The organism is Anaerococcus sp. Marseille-Q5996 (genome assembly GCF_946893725.1).
GTDB lineage: Bacteria > Bacillota > Clostridia > Tissierellales > Peptoniphilaceae > Anaerococcus > Anaerococcus martiniensis.
This window is the reverse complement of record NZ_CAMPPE010000004.1, coordinates 159,234-174,878: the sequence shown is the minus strand read 5'-3', so window position 1 is coordinate 174,878 and position 15,645 is coordinate 159,234. Positions and strand designations below refer to the sequence as shown.

The 15,645-nt window shown below is 33.6% G+C and carries 14 protein-coding genes; 7 read left to right on the top strand and 7 right to left on the bottom strand.

Annotated features, from left to right (window positions below; translation table 11 throughout):
• Positions 1-3 precede the first annotated feature (3 nt).
• Together OC526_RS06755 and OC526_RS06750 are read right to left on the bottom strand one after the other, a co-directional pair.
• Positions 4-3,795, bottom strand: a complete 3,792-nt coding sequence (locus OC526_RS06755; RefSeq protein ID WP_262122983.1) for a DNA-directed RNA polymerase subunit beta — start codon at positions 3,793-3,795, stop codon at positions 4-6.
• Between the two features lie 165 nt (positions 3,796-3,960).
• Positions 3,961-4,467 carry a nitroreductase family protein gene (locus OC526_RS06750; RefSeq protein ID WP_262122981.1) on the bottom strand — a complete coding sequence of 169 codons (507 nt, stop codon included), beginning with the start codon at positions 4,465-4,467 and terminating at the stop codon, positions 3,961-3,963.
• A 109-nt stretch (positions 4,468-4,576) separates the two neighbouring features.
• Between OC526_RS06750 and OC526_RS06745 the strand changes: the two genes are divergently transcribed.
• The 4 genes from OC526_RS06745 to OC526_RS06730 are packed head-to-tail and all read left to right on the top strand — an operon-like array spanning position 4,577 to position 8,024.
• Positions 4,577-5,572 carry a hypothetical protein gene (locus OC526_RS06745; protein ID WP_262122980.1) on the top strand — a complete coding sequence of 332 codons (996 nt, stop codon included), beginning with the start codon at positions 4,577-4,579 and terminating at the stop codon, positions 5,570-5,572.
• A 14-nt stretch (positions 5,573-5,586) separates the two neighbouring features.
• The gene (locus OC526_RS06740; RefSeq protein WP_262122978.1) at positions 5,587-7,485 is read left to right on the top strand and encodes a fructose-1,6-bisphosphatase; all 1,899 of its coding nucleotides are present in this window, start codon (positions 5,587-5,589) and stop codon (positions 7,483-7,485) included.
• A gap of 9 nt (positions 7,486-7,494) precedes the next feature.
• Entirely contained in the window at positions 7,495-7,749 is a 255-nt protein-coding gene (locus tag OC526_RS06735; protein ID WP_044567694.1) for a zinc ribbon domain-containing protein, read from the top strand.
• Positions 7,750-7,775: 26 nt separating this feature from the next.
• On the top strand, positions 7,776-8,024 hold the full coding sequence (locus OC526_RS06730) for a hypothetical protein (RefSeq protein WP_262122974.1): 249 nt from the start codon (positions 7,776-7,778) through the stop codon (positions 8,022-8,024).
• A 44-nt stretch (positions 8,025-8,068) separates the two neighbouring features.
• Here the strand turns inward: OC526_RS06730 and OC526_RS06725 are convergent, their stop codons facing one another.
• The 3 genes from OC526_RS06725 to OC526_RS06715 all read right to left on the bottom strand — a co-directional run bounded on the left by OC526_RS06725 (position 8,069) and on the right by OC526_RS06715 (position 10,404).
• Positions 8,069-8,587, bottom strand: coding sequence for a peptidylprolyl isomerase (locus OC526_RS06725; RefSeq protein WP_262122973.1), 519 nt, complete (start codon positions 8,585-8,587; stop codon positions 8,069-8,071).
• 63 nt (positions 8,588-8,650) lie between these two features.
• Positions 8,651-9,430, bottom strand: coding sequence for a hypothetical protein (locus OC526_RS06720; RefSeq protein ID WP_262122971.1), 780 nt, complete (start codon positions 9,428-9,430; stop codon positions 8,651-8,653).
• A gap of 134 nt (positions 9,431-9,564) precedes the next feature.
• The gene (locus OC526_RS06715; RefSeq protein WP_262122969.1) at positions 9,565-10,404 is read right to left on the bottom strand and encodes an SH3 domain-containing protein; all 840 of its coding nucleotides are present in this window, start codon (positions 10,402-10,404) and stop codon (positions 9,565-9,567) included.
• 448 nt (positions 10,405-10,852) lie between these two features.
• Between OC526_RS06715 and OC526_RS06710 the strand changes: the two genes are divergently transcribed.
• From OC526_RS06710 to OC526_RS06700, 3 genes are read left to right on the top strand one after another with little or no spacing between them, the layout of a single operon-like run.
• Positions 10,853-11,890: a D-alanine--D-alanine ligase family protein gene (locus OC526_RS06710; RefSeq protein WP_262123000.1), complete on the top strand. Its 1,038-nt coding sequence runs from the start codon at positions 10,853-10,855 to the stop codon at positions 11,888-11,890.
• The gene (gene murF / locus OC526_RS06705; RefSeq protein WP_262122967.1) at positions 11,887-13,266 is read left to right on the top strand and encodes a UDP-N-acetylmuramoyl-tripeptide--D-alanyl-D-alanine ligase; all 1,380 of its coding nucleotides are present in this window, start codon (positions 11,887-11,889) and stop codon (positions 13,264-13,266) included. Before OC526_RS06710 ends, murF begins: the two co-directional genes overlap by 4 nt.
• A gap of 9 nt (positions 13,267-13,275) precedes the next feature.
• Positions 13,276-14,208 (top strand): 1-phosphofructokinase family hexose kinase, encoded by a 933-nt coding sequence (locus OC526_RS06700; protein ID WP_262122965.1) that lies wholly within the window; start codon positions 13,276-13,278, stop codon positions 14,206-14,208.
• 191 nt (positions 14,209-14,399) lie between these two features.
• On the opposite strand, the gene udp is transcribed toward OC526_RS06700, so the two are convergent.
• Together udp and OC526_RS06690 are read right to left on the bottom strand one after the other, a co-directional pair.
• Positions 14,400-15,173, bottom strand: coding sequence for a uridine phosphorylase (gene udp, locus OC526_RS06695; protein WP_262122963.1), 774 nt, complete (start codon positions 15,171-15,173; stop codon positions 14,400-14,402).
• An 18-nt stretch (positions 15,174-15,191) separates the two neighbouring features.
• The gene (locus tag OC526_RS06690) at positions 15,192-15,638 is read right to left on the bottom strand and encodes a deoxycytidylate deaminase (RefSeq protein ID WP_262122961.1); all 447 of its coding nucleotides are present in this window, start codon (positions 15,636-15,638) and stop codon (positions 15,192-15,194) included.
• Positions 15,639-15,645 lie beyond the last annotated feature (7 nt).

Below are 15,645 nucleotides of genomic sequence, written 5' to 3'. Positions count from 1 at the left end.
TCCCTATTCTAATTCTTCGATACTAAATCCTTGGCTGTCAGATTCTTCATATAAACTTTCAAATTCATTTTCTACAAGGATTTCATCGCTTGATTCTACATTTTCTTCATCTGGGACACTTACTTGGTCAGCATCTACATTTGAAGTTTCAGTAGTTGAATTTTGTGTTAGTGATCTGGTTTGGGATTTAATTTTTGATGCGTCTATTTTATCTACTTGGCTAAATCTATCTTGTTCATCAACATTTTCTTTTAGCTCAATTACACTTCCTTCTTGGTCTAGAAGTTCTACATCAAGGGCAAGTGATTGTAATTCTTTCACAAGTACTTTAAATGATTCTGGTGTACCTGGTTCTGGGATATTTTCACCTTTTACGATAGCTTCGTAAGTTTTAACACGACCTGTAACATCATCTGATTTTACAGTTAGGATTTCTTGAAGTGTGTGGCTAGCTCCATAGGCTTCTAGAGCCCAAACTTCCATTTCCCCAAATCTTTGTCCACCAAATTGTGCCTTACCACCAAGTGGTTGTTGGGTTACAAGTGAGTATGGTCCAATTGATCTAGCGTGGATTTTTTCTTCTACCATGTGGTGAAGTTTTAGCATATACATTACCCCAACAGTTACTGGGTTTTCAAAGCTTTCGCCTGTTCTACCATCACGTAGTTCAATTTTTCCTGTTTTGTTGATATATGGAGCTTTTAATGCTGCTTCTTCAAGTGCATCTTCAATTTCTGTATCCATTGCCCCATCAAATACTGGTGTTGCAACTTTCCAGCCCATTGTTCTTGCAGCAAGTCCCATGTGTACTTCAAGTACTTGTCCAAGGTTCATACGGCTTGGGATACCAAGTGGGTTTAGACAAATTTGTACTGGTGTACCATCTGGTAAAAATGGCATATCTTCACGTGGTAATATTCTTGATACTACCCCTTTGTTTCCGTGACGACCGCACATTTTGTCCCCAACCATGATTTTTCTTTTTGTAGCTACATATACTCTTATAACTTTATTTACACCTGGAGATAATTCGTCTCCATCTTTTTTGTTGTATTCTTTAACATCTACGACGATACCTTGCTCACCGTGTGGTACTTTTAAGCTGGTATCACGCACTTCACGAGCTTTTTCACCGAAGATTGCACGTAATAATCTTTCTTCTGGTGATAGTTCTGTTTCTCCTTTTGGAGATACTTTACCTACTAGGATGTCGCCTGATTTTACTTCAGCACCGATTCTGATAACCCCGTTTTCATCAAGGTTTTTCTTCATATCTTCACCGACATTTGGAATATCTTTTGTGATTTCTTCAGCACCAAGTTTTGTTTCACGAGCTTCGCATTCGTGCTCTTCTATATGAACTGATGTTAGTACATCATCGATTACTAGTTCTTCGTTAAGAAGCATAGCATCCTCGAAGTTGTAACCTTCCCATGTTGTAAAGGCAATTAGGATATTTTTACCAAGGGCAAGTTCTCCATTTTGTGTAGAAGGTCCGTCTGCTAAAATTTCATTTGCTTCTACTTTATCGCCTTTTCTAACAAGTGGTCTTTGGTTAATAGTTGTACCTTGGTTGGCTCTTTCAAATTTTAATAATTCGTATGAGTCAATTTCGCCATCAGAATCTCTTTTTACTTTAATTTGGTTATCACCAACATAAACAACTTCTCCAGCATTTCTTGATACTACACAAACTCCAGAGTCTTTTGCTGCTCTGTGTTCGATACCTGTTGCAATAATTGGAGCTTCTGCTTTAAGTAATGGAACTGCCTGACGTTGCATGTTAGCACCCATTAGTGCACGAGTACTATCGTCATTTTCTAAGAATGGGATTAGTGATGCACCTACAGATACGATCTGTTGAGGAGAAACGTCCATGTATTGGATTTTCTCTCTTGGGTAAATATCATTTTCACCCCTAAAACCACGACCTGATACTCTTTCGTTGACGAATCTATTTTCATCATCAAGTGGCTCATTGGCTTGGGCGATAATGTAGTTATCTTCTGTATCTGCTGTTAGGTAGTCTATCTCATCTGTTACAATTCCACCTTCTTTTACAACCCTATATGGAGTTTCGATGAATCCATATTTATTGATTCTAGCATAAGTTGTAAGGGATGTGATAAGTCCGATATTTGGTCCTTCTGGAGTTTCTATTGGACAGATTCTACCATAGTGAGAATCGTGGACGTCACGAACTTCTACCCCTGCCCTATCTCTTGATAGACCACCTGGTCCTAGGGCTGATAGTCTTCTTTTGTGTGTTAGCTCACTCATAGGATTTGTTTGGTCCATAAATTGTGAAAGCTGTGAGCTACCAAAGAATTCTTTTATAACTGCAGTTACTGGTTTGATATTGATAAGTCCTTGAGGAGTTGCAAGGTCTGGGTCTTGGGTTGTCATTCTTTCACGTACAACTCTTTCCATTCTTGCAAGACCAACTCTAAATTGGTTTTGTAATAATTCTCCAACACCTCTTACACGGCGGTTACCAAGGTGGTCGATGTCATCAACTTCACCAATGCCTTCAAATAAGTTAAATTGGTAGTTTACAATTGCAAGTAGGTCTGCTTTTGTAACATTTTTTGGAGATAATTCTTTTTTACGAGCATTCATTGCATTTAAAATTTCTTCAGCATTGTCGTATTGGTCAAGAATTTCTCTCATAACTGGGTAGTAAACTTTTTCTGAGAATTCATCTATGTCATAGTCTACACCATCTAGTTCTTCAAATGATCTTATATCTACAAAGTGGTTACCAACTATTCTAAGTACTTGGTCTTCACCATCATTATTTAATTTTTTAATATCAACAGAGTTTATACCTGCATTTTCGATTGCAATAGCTGTTTCGTGGTCGATTTTATCGCCTTCTTTTACAAAAAGCTCTCCTGTTTCGCCATCGATAACATCTGCTGCTGCAACTCTTCCTTCAATTCTTGGCCATAAAGCTAGTTTTATATTGTATTTATATCTACCAACTTTTGCCAAATCGTATCTTCTATCGTCGAATAGAAGGTTATTGATAAGATTTTGAGAAGACTCTAAACTTGCAGGGTCTCCTGGTTTTAATTTTTTATAAATTTCAATTAAAGCTTCTTCACTAGTCTCAGAATTTTCTTTTTCAAGAGTTGTTCTAAGGTGTTTTGTATCTCCAAGTGCATTTATAATTTCATCATCAGTTTCAAATAAAAGTGCACGTACTAGAGTAGTAGCTGGAAGTTTACGAGTTCTGTCAAGACGCACATTTACTGTATGGCTTGCATCTGTATCAAACTCAATCCATGCTCCTCTATTTGGGATTACAGTTGAAGAATATAATTTGTCCCCAGCTTTATCAGTTTCTTCTGCATAGTAAACTCCTGGAGAACGAACAAGCTGGCTTACAATTACCCTTTCTGCACCGTTTATTACAAAAGTTGCAGAATCTGTCATCATTGGGAAATCTCCCATGAAAACTTCTTGTTCTTTTACTTCTTCAGTTTCCTTATTTATAAGTCTAGCCTTAACTTTAAGGTCTCTAGAATAAGTTGTATCCTTGTATTTTGTTTCTTGGACAGTGTATTTTGTTTCTTCATCAAATTCGTATCCAACAAATTCAAGAATCAAATTTCCATTATAATCTTCAATTGGGGAAATATCTTCTAAAATTTCTCCAAGACCTTCTTTTAGGAACCACTCGTATGAATCTTTTTGAACTTTTAGCAAATTAGGTAGATCTAAGACTTGAGGGAATTTAGAAAAACTCACTCTTTCAGTTCTTCCAAACATCTCGTTGTGATATTGGGCCATTAATTAAAAACTCCTTATCTTTATAAAAACACAAAAGGCTAAAAATACACAAATATCTTAGCCTAATGAACGAATAAAAATCTTTACTGAATAGATTTCTAGCAATGCTTAATTATACTATACCAAACTAGGTTCTGTCAAATATTTTTTTATAGTTTTCTATACTTAAATGAAATTTGTAGGAATGTTATGTTCCTTGCCCGTTAGCTCAGCTTCCGTATGGCCTATAACAATGCCTGCTACTGGTGAAAAACCATCATCTAGATTTAATTTTTCTATATATGCTCCATCCTTGCCAAGATTGTGGAAGGTCCCTCTGATATAGCAAGAACCAAGATTTAAACTTGTTGCAGCAAGTGATATGTTTTCTAAAACACATCCAGCATCTTGAAATCTTAAATCATTCTCTTTGCTTGATGAAAAAACAATTAATAAAGGTGCATCAAAGAGTGGATCAGATTTTTTGTCCATTTTCTTCATATACTCTTTGCTAATTTCTTCTATAAGAGACTTATCCCTTATAACAGTCAACCTGCACTCATCGTAAGTTCCCATGCCAATTGGGGCTTTATTGGCTGCATCTATTAGTTTTTCAATGTCTTTATCAGATACTTTTTCATCAGAAAATTTTCTTGTAGAAACTCTTTTTCCTAAAACTTCATAAAAATCCATAAATTACCTCACTTTACTATTACTATACGAATTATTTCTAGTTTTTGCGAGTTAATTTTCCTTATAAATAAGTCCCTATTTGTGTTATAATTAGACCAACGGAGGAAGTATGAGAGATACAGTTAAATTTTTTAGTGTAATTACAGGTTTTTTTAGATCACTTGTTACAATTATGTTTTTGTTAGGAATTGCTTTTACAGTCCTAGTTGATACAAATTTATTAATGTCATTTTTAGATTTACTTGGTTTTCAAGAAATAGCTGCAGGTATTGTAAAACCAGTATTTATAATTATCTTTGCCCTATTATTTGTAGTAAATTTTATAATTACCAGACACATTTATAAGGCAGGTATAACTGGAGACTACCACCTATCAAACTTTGTTTTTGGCTTATTATTCCTTGCAATTACTGGATTTGTTTTTGTAACATTTAGAAGTTTTACAACCAATCTGATATTTGTATTTTTTGCCCTAAATGGTCTTTTGGTTTTAAATTCCATGCTAGGTTTGATTGCAAAAGCTCGTGGCCAATACCCAGCCAGTGAAGCAATGACTGCAAATATTGAAAATCCAAATGATTTTATAGAATTTGAAGATAGTGATAATAATGAGCAAATCTTAGAATCAAAAGCAATTGGCATAAACGATGTGGTGGAGAATACTGGAGAAATTAAAGTTATAAAAGATAACAAAGATAAGCAAAAAATCGTAGATAGACCAGCTGAAGACAAAAAAGAAAGTCAAAGCGAAGATGTCAAAAAAACTATTGATAATAGTAAAGAAAAGAAACAAGAAAAAGAAATTGCAAAAGCTGACAAAAAAACAGAACGAAAAGTAATAGAAAAAGATAGTAAGGTGGTTTTTGAAAGCAAAAAATCATCTGTAAATAACAAAAATAATGAAAACACCATTAAGAATTCTCGCCCAGTAGAAGTCAAAAAATCGAAGACAAATAAAATATCATATGCAAATACTGATAAAGATGGCGAAATATACGGCGAGGATGAAGCAAATAAAATTAGAAAAGAAAAGGATGAGAAAGTTTTTGATAAGGACCAATTTACTGGGATAAAAGTTAAAGATATTAACAAAGAAGAAAAATAAAAATGAGGTGGGTCATGGAAGAAAATTATTTTAAACTCTTAAAGGAATATTATCCGAGCAAATCCGACATTCGAAACGAGCTAATCTCCCTAAATGCTAAGTTATACTTGCCAAAGGGCACAGAATACTTTTTTTCTGATGTCCACGGTGAGGCCCAAGCTTTCTTGCAACTTTTAAAATCAGCCTCGGGAAATATTAGGGAAAAAACCTCCATTCATTTTGGAGATACTCTTTTAAAAGAAGAACAAGATAAGCTTTGCGAGCTAATTTATAATCCCAAAGCTGCCCTCCATCAAATGGAAGAAAATGGTGAGCTTAGTGATAACTATCTAACCATAACTATCCATAGGCTAATAAGTTTGTTTAGATTTGTTTCAACCAAGTATGCCAAAAATTATGTAAGGCAAAAATTTGGTCATTTATTTACCGACATAGTTGATGAACTCTTATATACCAACGATTCGGAGTTTAATAAAAAAGAATACTACGATCAATTAATAGAAAATATAGTAAAATACGACGCCGCAGAAGAATTTATAATAAAAATCACAACCATGATCCAAAGGATAAGTGTTGATAAACTTCACGTTGTAGGAGACATCTACGACCGTGGTCCTTCCCCACAAATAATTATGGATGAGCTATTAACTTTTCCAAATGTTGACATTCAATGGGGCAACCACGATGTTGAATGGATGGGTGCAGTAGCTGGCAACAAGGCCCTAGTTGCTGCTTGTATTGCAAATGCAATTTCATATAACAATTTTGATATGCTAGAAGATGGATATGGTATAAATCTTAGACCCCTTTACGAATTTGCAATCATAACCTACAAGGATGATCCTTGCGAATTATTTATGCCAAGGATATTTGATACAAATCTTTATGACAATATTAGTTCAGAAATAGCTGCAAAAATGTTTAAGGCAATATCAATTATTCGTTATAAGCTTGATGGCAAACTCATAGAACGCAATCCTGATTTTAATATGGATGATAGGAATTTCTTAAAAATAATTGATTTTGAAAATAGTACATATAAGGGAGCAGATCTAAAAGATAGTAATTTCCCGACAGTTGATCCAAAAGACCCACTAAAATTAACTAAAATGGAAGAGGCTGTAATTGAAGCCCTAGCTCTTGATTTTAAACGCGGGACAAAACTTAACCGCCATATAGAACTCTTATATGAAAACGGATCTATTTATAAAATTGAAAATGGATCACTATTATTCCATGGATGCATCCCACTAAATGACGATGGATCACTAATGGAGGTTGAAATATGGGGTGATTATTATTCTGGCAAGGCTTTAATGGATAAGTTTGATGAGATTGCTAGATCTGCATTTTATAATAATGATCAAAAATCCTTGGATATCATGTGGTATCTGTTTTATGGTAAACAATCCCCTATCTTTGGTAAATCCCAATTTTCGTATTTTGAAAATATTTTTATCGAAGATGAGGCTTTAAGAAAAGAAATTTACAATCCATACTACAAATTATCCAACGAAGAAGAAATTGCCGATATGATTTTGGATGAATTCGGAGTAACCGGTGCCCGCAGAAGAATTGTTAACGGCCATGTCCCAGTAAAAACTAAAAAAGGTGAATTGCCTATAAAGGCCAAAGGAAAAGTTTATGTAATCGACGGTGGTATTTCAAAACCATACCAAGAAAAAACTGGAATTGCTGGCTACACCTTGGTTTTCAATTCCCATGCAGTTTCCTTAGCAGAACATAATAATTACCAATCAATAACCGATGAAGCCAGTTCATATAGGCCAAATATAAAAGAAATTGAAGTCCTACATCCTAGGATGCTGATTAAAGATACTGATGAAGGCAAAAATATAAGGCAAAGAATAGAAGTCTTAGAAGAATTACTGGAAAGATATGACAATTTATAGGAGTTAATAATGAAAAGAAAACACTATAACCTAATATCTATAGCCTTATGGATTGTGGCTTTGATTTTAATTTTCGCCTTTAATAATCCCTTTGCTACAAGTATCACTTGGAATATAGTTCTAGCTATATTACTTGCTGTTGTTGGTATTATATTGTATTTTGCTGCCAATAAGTGTCCATATTGCAATAGTCTAATTAATGATTATTTACTAAAACCAGCTAAATATTGCCCACACTGTGGCAAAGATATTTCTAAATTTTAGATTAATTTTTGATAAAGGAGCTATAAGTGAATTTAAAAAAAGCTAGCCAATTAAATCTAATCTTAGGCTTTATTGGCCTTGCTATTTTAATCTTTGATTTGATAAACAAGGGAAGGCTATCATGGTATTCAATAATAATTTTTCTATTTATATTTATAATCACAATTATAATTGAGAAAATTTTCTTTAAATGCCCCCACTGCAAACACCAGATAAAAAGAAATGATTACTTTAGAAAAACTTGCAGAAATTGCGGCAAGCCTTTGGACCAATAAAAAAGATGCGGTAGATATTTTCTACTCGCATCTTTTTTTATAATTTACATTTTTTCTGGTTCTGGATAGTCTTGATCAAAAGTATCTACTGTTACTTTTTTTATTTTTACTTCATCTACTGGTCTATCAGATCTATCAGTTTTACTTTCTGCAATTTTATCTACCACATCCATACCTTCTGTAACTTTACCAAAAGCAGCATAGTCACCATCTAAGTGTGGGCTGTCTTTGTGCATTATAAAAAATTGGCTACCAGCAGAGTTTGGCATCATAGATCTTGCCATTGATAAAACTCCAGCTTCATGGGCTAAATCATTTTTAAAGCCATTTGAAGCAAATTCACCTTTAATTCCATAACCTGGTCCACCCATACCAGTTCCTTCAGGGTCACCCCCTTGAATCATAAAGCCTTTTATGACTCTATGAAAAATAAGTCCATCATAAAATCCTTGGTTTATGAGTGAAATAAAGTTATTTACAGTGTTTGGTGCTATTTCAGGATATAATTCAGCTTTAATTATATCTCCATTTTCTATTTCAAATGTAACTATTGGATTAGTCATATTTACCTCTTTTCTTAAATTTGTCATATTAAGTTTATAACCAAATTTTAGCTTAAGGTAACATTAATTATCCTTTTCGTCTTTAGGATCTTTATCCTTATCTCCCAAGGCTGCAGTGTGAGTAAATACTGGATACTGGTCTATGAAGGCATCATCAAGGCTTAATCTTCTTTTGTCATAGGCTATTTTATGGTAGTGATTTTTAACTATTTCCAAAAATACTCCTGTATTAAAATCTGAAACAACATCACTGAATTCAAATTTTTCTTTAAAATTATAGTCATTTCTTACAGTAACCTTGTTTTTAGCTGAGTTATATTTTACTTTTGTAGCCCCTATATATCTTTCAAGATTAAAATGGTCTTTTTTTTCTATAATATCAAACTTTTTCATTTGGCTGATGATAAAATCTTTGTCGTAGTTTCTTTCATGAACTTCTTTTAGTGTATCTTTTACAGTTTGGTAAACTTCTTTTGATTTTTCATCTTGAATTTCGCAAATCTCATCATCGATTGATTCTTTAAGATCTGCAAAATAATCTTCATCAAGTTTTTTAATATTAAATTTCTCAACTGCTATCTTATCAATGTATTTTTTTGTCAGCGGGTCAATTTTACCTCTAGAAATCTCCCCATCATTATTTACTCTTAGTGATTTGGTTGCAGTATTTATTTCTATAATACTATCATTGTCACGGTATTTTATATAGACACCCTTAAAAACAATAGTATCTAAATCTAAAATAATAAGTGTATCACTTTCTTCATCAAAAAAAAGTGTTTCTATCTTATCTTCATTGCAAAGTCTATTTAATTTTTTCTTTACACTATTAGCTTTATCCATTCTTCCCCCTAGCATTATTTTACATACTGGACAGTTTATAATGATTATATCATTTATTTGTAAAGTTTGTGTAAAGAATTTAAAATTAAAAAAAGACTACCAAAAAATGGTAATCTTTTATAAATTATTTCTGATTAATACCAACCATTAGCTGCCCAGAATTGTTGTGCACGTTCCCATGAACCATATCTTTGTGCTACATAGTTATCTGCTGCTGCTTCTTGTTGAGCTGGGCTTGCACCGTAAGGAATTAATGATGGATTTAATTGGTATCTACCGTAATATCCGCCATTTGGATTGTATGCTGTGTATGAACCGTTTGATTCTCTTTGAGCAATCCATTCTTTAGCCCAGTTTGAAGAACCTTGGTATGATTGTTGTTCTTGTGGTGCTTGTTGGTAAGTTTGTGTTCTTGTTTGAGTTTGTGTTTGAGCTTGTCTTTGAGCTGTTTGTGTATTGTTGTTTGCTGCTTGAGCTTGTTGAGCTTTTTCGTTTTCAATTCTTACTTGTCTAAATGATTCTAAAAGATCGTGGTAAACATATCCTTCTTTATCATTTGCTTTTACTTTTACATAACCATTTTCAGCAAGACCTAGTACTTCAACTTCAGTATTAGCTTTTAAAACTTCGATTACATTTGAGTCAAGGTTAGCTGCATCTCTAAAGTTTGCATCTGCTACTAGTTTTGTATCATCTAATTCGATGAACCATTTTGAAACAACATATGCTTCTTTGCCGTTAAATTCGATTTTTGTCCAAGCTCCTTCTTTGCCTAGAACTTCATATGTTTTTTCATTATTATCTATAAGGCCGATAACATTGTCGCCTTCTTTTGCTTCTGTTCTAACATTTACACCTTGGGCAAGGTTTTTGTTGATTGCAAGTTTGCTTGCCTCAGAGTCTTTTGCTCCAAATCCAATTACTGTTGGAATTACTAATGCTGCTGCAATAGCATATTTTTTAAAGTTAAACATGTATAATATCCTTTCAATTGCCTTTTAGGCTAAATTTTCTATTTAAGTTTAAATTTAACGGGTCATTTGTAACAAAGGTTACAAAATGTTAACAACTCCGTTTGTACAAGTGTTATTATACAGGCTAATTGTGTAGTAATTATGTAGATTTAGAAATTTGTAATTCTATTAGTGGATTGCCGAAATATGTTGATATTATAACATTTATGAAGAATTTCCAAAAGTTCTATTTTTATTTTTACTATGGTAAACCACATATTTACACCATTTTTAGCCGTTTTTTATAAAATTATTTCAATTTAATAAAACTTGTGAATATTTAACTATATATAATAAGTAACTAAATTGTTACAATTGCCTGCTTAAATATGTAATCAGACCATTAAATTTGCCCAGTTTTTTTATATGTAGTAAAATTTTATTAATTAGAGATGAAAGTGAGATTATGATGATTAACGTATTTCTATTATGTGGAGGACCTTCTAGTGAACATGAAATTTCCCTAAGAAGCGCCCTAAACATTAGTCTTAGCTTAGATAAAGAAAAATATGATACTAAAATTGTATATATAGATAAAAAAGGTGCCTTTTCAAACCCCTTTGATATTATAGATACAAAGGATGAATTTGAACTTGCAAAAGAAACTGATAATAATGTTGCTGGATCCATTGCAGACTTTTTAGACATCCTAAAAAATTATGACCCAGCAAATACAATTATTATTCCAGCCATCCATGGTACTTATGGAGAAGATGGAACTATCCAAGGATTTTTAGATTGCATTAGATTTCCTTATATAGGTAATGGTTTATTATCCTCTGCTATTTGCATGGATAAGGTTACAACCAATGACATTTTTGAAAAAAATGGACTTTCTCAGGCAAAATACCTTTACACATATAAAGAAGGTTTTGATGAAGAATTTATGCAAAGGTGTATTGATGAGATAGGTTTACCTCTTATAGTAAAGCCATCTGCAAATGGATCTTCTGTGGGTGTTAGCAAGGTGGAAAATAAGGATCAATTAGAAGATGCTATAATAGAGGCCTTAAAGTATGACCAAAAAGCCTTGGTTGAAGAATTAGTAGACGGCCAGGAAATAGAAATTGCAATCATTGGCCAAGGGGACAATCTGGATGCATCAGAACCTGCTGCATATATCACAGACCACAAATTCCTTGACTATGATGCAAAATATTTTGATACAAAAACCATTGCCCAAATTCCTTATCAAATGGAGGAAATTTATAAAAACCAAGCCATAGAATTTGCCAAAGAATGCTACAAGGCAGCAGGTTGCGAAGGTTTTGCTAGAGTAGATGTTTTCTATACAAAAGATCACAAATTTTATATGAATGAAATAAATACCTTCCCTGGCTTTACACCTACTTCATTTTTTGCAAGACTTGCTATGGATATGTATAAAGAATCTTTTTCTTATGTCCTTGATAAGTTAATTGAAGATGGATTTAGGAGATTTCAATGATTAAAAGAACTTTATGCCAAGTTGCAGATATGGTTGGTGGAGAGCTTTCAGATGAAAATCAAAAAGATATACTTATAGAAGGAATTTCTACAGATTCTAGAACAATAAGTCCGGGCAATCTCTATATACCGCTTATAGGAGAAGTATTTGATGGTAGGATTTTTATAAAAGAATGTGAAAACAAGGGAGCGGCTGCCTTTATTATCGATAATGATTTTGAGATTAATAAAAATATCACGATACCATATATAAAAGTAGCTGATACTGCAAAAGCCCTTAGAGATCTTGCCACAGCTTACAGAAACCAACTAGATATAAAAATAATTGGTATCACAGGTTCAAACGGAAAAACAACTACAAAAGATTTACTAGAATCTACTTTAAAAGAAAAATATAAAGTACAAAAAACAATGGGTAACTTAAATAATGAAATTGGAGTCCCAAAAACAATTCTTTGCTTAGATGAAGATACAGAAATAGGAATTATTGAGCTTGGTACAGACAATTTTGGTGACATTGCCCTTACAAGTCCTATTGCAAAACCAGATATTGCTATGATTTTAAATATCGGCGACAGCCACCTGCATAATCTAAAAACAAGAGAAGGAATTGCAAAGGCAAAAATGGAAATTACTGAAGGTCTTTCTGATGATGGGATTTTTATCTATAATATAGATGATCCAATTTTGGCAAAAGTCATTCCTACTTATGATTTAACACAAAAAGTCATGACATTTGGGCAAGATCAAAAAGCAGATTTTATAATCAATCGAGTAGAGAACACTAATTCTGGGGTAGAATTTAAACATGAGGATATTACTTACACTGTCCCACTTTTAGGCGACCATCAAGTTTATAATGCTGGAATTACAGTAATGATTGCCCAAATGCTAGGTCTTGATGAGAAAGAAATAAAAGATGGCCTAAAAAAAGTAAAAGGCAGCCACAATAGGTCTGCTATTTTAGAACTTGATGGCTTTGACATCCTAGATGATTCTTACAAGTCAAATCCCCAAGCACTTTTAACAGGGCTAAATACAAGCTACACCCTGAAGGGCTACAAAAATAAAATTGTAGTTTTGGGCGATATGCTAGAACTAGGTGATGATGAGAAAAAACTCCATTATGAAGCTGGGAAAAATATTGACCAAAAGGAGATTCACTACTGCCTTTTCTATGGCCCTCTTTCCTATGAAATGTATAAGGGAGCTATGGAAAATTTTCCAAAAAATCGCTTATTCTACTTTGAAAATAAGGCTGATGTCTGCGATAAGCTAAAACAATTGATTACAAAATCAAGCCTAGTCTTTGTAAAAGGCAGCCATGGCATGCACATGGAAGAAATAATTGAATGTATAAGAACACTTAAAATTTAAGGAGTAATTATGATTTATACCGTAACCCTAAATCCCTCCATAGATTTATACGTTGGACTTGAGGAAATAGAACTTGGAGAAAAAAATTATGTACAAAGCGAACGTACCCTACCAGGTGGTAAGGCGATAAATGTTTCAAGGGTCCTCTCTTCACTGGGAATACCTACAATTGCTACAGGATTTGTGGGTGGATTTCAAGGACAATTTATCAAGGATTGGCTTCATAATGAAGATATTTTAATCGATTTTGTAGAGATGGATGCTGTAAACCGTACAAATGTAACAATTTTTGAAAATCACAGAGAAACATCCATCCACTTTCCAGGGCCAAATATTTCATCTGACGAAGTTGATGAGCTTTTATTTTATCTATCTAGGGTCCGTGAAGGAGATACTATTATCTTTGGTGGATCTGTCCCACCTATGCAAGAAAATATGGACGAAGATATATATGATAGGCTACTTTCTGTTGCAAAAGCAAATGGTGCCGACTTTGTAGCAGATGTTCCTAGCCAATATCTTTTAAATATGGTAAAGCAAGAGCCAATTTTAATAAAGCCAAATGGATACGATATAGCAAAAATCTTTGATGCAAATATCAAAACTAAATTCGACTACATCCCTTACGGCAAAAAATTATTAGAAATGGGTGCAAAAAACGTAATTATATCCTATGGAGCCAATGGTTCTATGTTATTTTCAAAAGATAAGGTTTATGAATCAAATGAAATAAACGATGGTAGAGAAATAGTAAATACAGTTGCCTGCCGCGATGCAATGATTGCAGGATTTCTGGCAAATATGGCAAAGGATATAGATCCAGTAAAAGCATACAAAATGGCAGTAGCATCTGCATCAGCAACAGCCAGGGTCCTAGACTTACCAGATCGTGATTTGATTATTGATATGCTAGATTATGTAGAAATTGAAGAAATTGAATAAAAACTCTCTTAAATATTATTATTTAAAATTCTAAAGTAATATTTATTTTAAATAATACATCAAAAATTGGAGGGCCACTTTAAGGGAGTTCCGATAGCCCCTCCAAACCACCCCACAAACTTCACCCCTAAGCGGGGAGCGTAATTAAGCAAAAAATAAAAGATAGGCAATAAGTGCCTATCTTTTATTTTTTACTTATTCTTGTCTGATTTTATTAATTCTCTTAAAGCTTCAACTGCTACATTTATAGCCATTTCTGTATCGTGTACCACTGGATTTTCTAGCCCAGCTTTTTCTCTTTCTTGATTAGCTACTACTAAAAAGCATGAGCCGCATCTAACATTTAAATAGTTTGCAACTGTAAAAAGTGCTGCTGATTCCATTTCACTTGCTAGAGTACCCATTCTAAGCCAAGCCTGCCATTTACTTTCTAGTTCATAAGAAATTGGCATTTTGTCTGGCTCATGTTGGCCGTAAAAACTATCCTTGCACTGAACAACTCCCACATGGCTAGTTAAATCCAACTTATTACTTGCATTTTTAAGGGCAGATGTGATTTCAAATGTGCTTACTGCAGGAAACTCTATTGGTGCATATTCCTTGCTAGTACCCTCTGCTCTAATGGCAGCATTTGCAATAACTATATCCCCACTTTTTATATTTATTTGCATACCACCGCAAGTTCCTATACGGATAAAAGTGTGAGCTCCGATTTTTGTAAGCTCTTCCATGGCAATAGCTGCTGATGGACCTCCAATTCCTGTTGATGTTACAGAAACTTTTTCTCCATTTAGATAGCCTGTGTAGGTGATATACTCACGATTATCCCCTACTAACTTTGCATCATCAAAGTGGGCTGCAATTTTTTCGCATCTTTTTGGGTCTCCAGGAAGGATTACATACTTTCCGATATCCTCTGCTCCTAATCCAATATGGTATTGCTTATTATCTTCACTATAATTCATAATATCTCCTATCTAAGATTAATATTCTGTTGGCAAATCAATCTTGATAAACTCTATATTATTGCGATTTAAAAGCTTGAATGCATATTCATCCATTCTATAAGCTTCCTTATAATAAATTTTGCTGATACCCGCTTGTATCAAGCTTTTTGTACAATTTAAACAAGGAAAATGGGTTACATAGCAGATACAATCTTTTACTGAAATACCTTCTTTGGCACAATATAAAAGTGCATTCATTTCTGCATGGATAGTTGCAATGCAGTGGCCATCGCGCATAGTATGCCCGATTTCATCGCAATGTGGATTGCCTTTTATAGAACCATTATACCCAGTTGTGACTATCCTATGATCATTATTAACTATTACACAACCAACATAGGCCCTATCACAGGTCCCCCTTTGTGAAACTGTGATAGCTAAGTTCATAAAATATTCGTCCCAAGTCAATCTATCTTTTGCCATAAAAACT

Bases quoted from the DNA above. Each gene is read 5' to 3' on its own strand.
- OC526_RS06755 (WP_262122983.1), bottom strand. From the start codon at position 3,795: ATGGCCCAATATCACAACGAGATGTTTGGAAGAACTGAAAGAGTGAGT.
- OC526_RS06750 (WP_262122981.1), bottom strand. From the start codon at position 4,467: ATGGATTTTTATGAAGTTTTAGGAAAAAGAGTTTCTACAAGAAAATTT.
- OC526_RS06745 (WP_262122980.1), top strand. From the start codon at position 4,577: ATGAGAGATACAGTTAAATTTTTTAGTGTAATTACAGGTTTTTTTAGA.
- OC526_RS06740 (WP_262122978.1), top strand. From the start codon at position 5,587: ATGGAAGAAAATTATTTTAAACTCTTAAAGGAATATTATCCGAGCAAA.
- OC526_RS06735 (WP_044567694.1), top strand. From the start codon at position 7,495: ATGAAAAGAAAACACTATAACCTAATATCTATAGCCTTATGGATTGTG.
- OC526_RS06725 (WP_262122973.1), bottom strand. From the start codon at position 8,587: ATGACTAATCCAATAGTTACATTTGAAATAGAAAATGGAGATATAATT.
- OC526_RS06720 (WP_262122971.1), bottom strand. From the start codon at position 9,430: ATGGATAAAGCTAATAGTGTAAAGAAAAAATTAAATAGACTTTGCAAT.
- OC526_RS06715 (WP_262122969.1), bottom strand. From the start codon at position 10,404: ATGTTTAACTTTAAAAAATATGCTATTGCAGCAGCATTAGTAATTCCA.
- OC526_RS06710 (WP_262123000.1), top strand. From the start codon at position 10,853: ATGATTAACGTATTTCTATTATGTGGAGGACCTTCTAGTGAACATGAA.
- murF (WP_262122967.1), top strand. From the start codon at position 11,887: ATGATTAAAAGAACTTTATGCCAAGTTGCAGATATGGTTGGTGGAGAG.
- OC526_RS06700 (WP_262122965.1), top strand. From the start codon at position 13,276: ATGATTTATACCGTAACCCTAAATCCCTCCATAGATTTATACGTTGGA.
- udp (WP_262122963.1), bottom strand. From the start codon at position 15,173: ATGAATTATAGTGAAGATAATAAGCAATACCATATTGGATTAGGAGCA.
- OC526_RS06690 (WP_262122961.1), bottom strand. From the start codon at position 15,638: ATGGCAAAAGATAGATTGACTTGGGACGAATATTTTATGAACTTAGCT.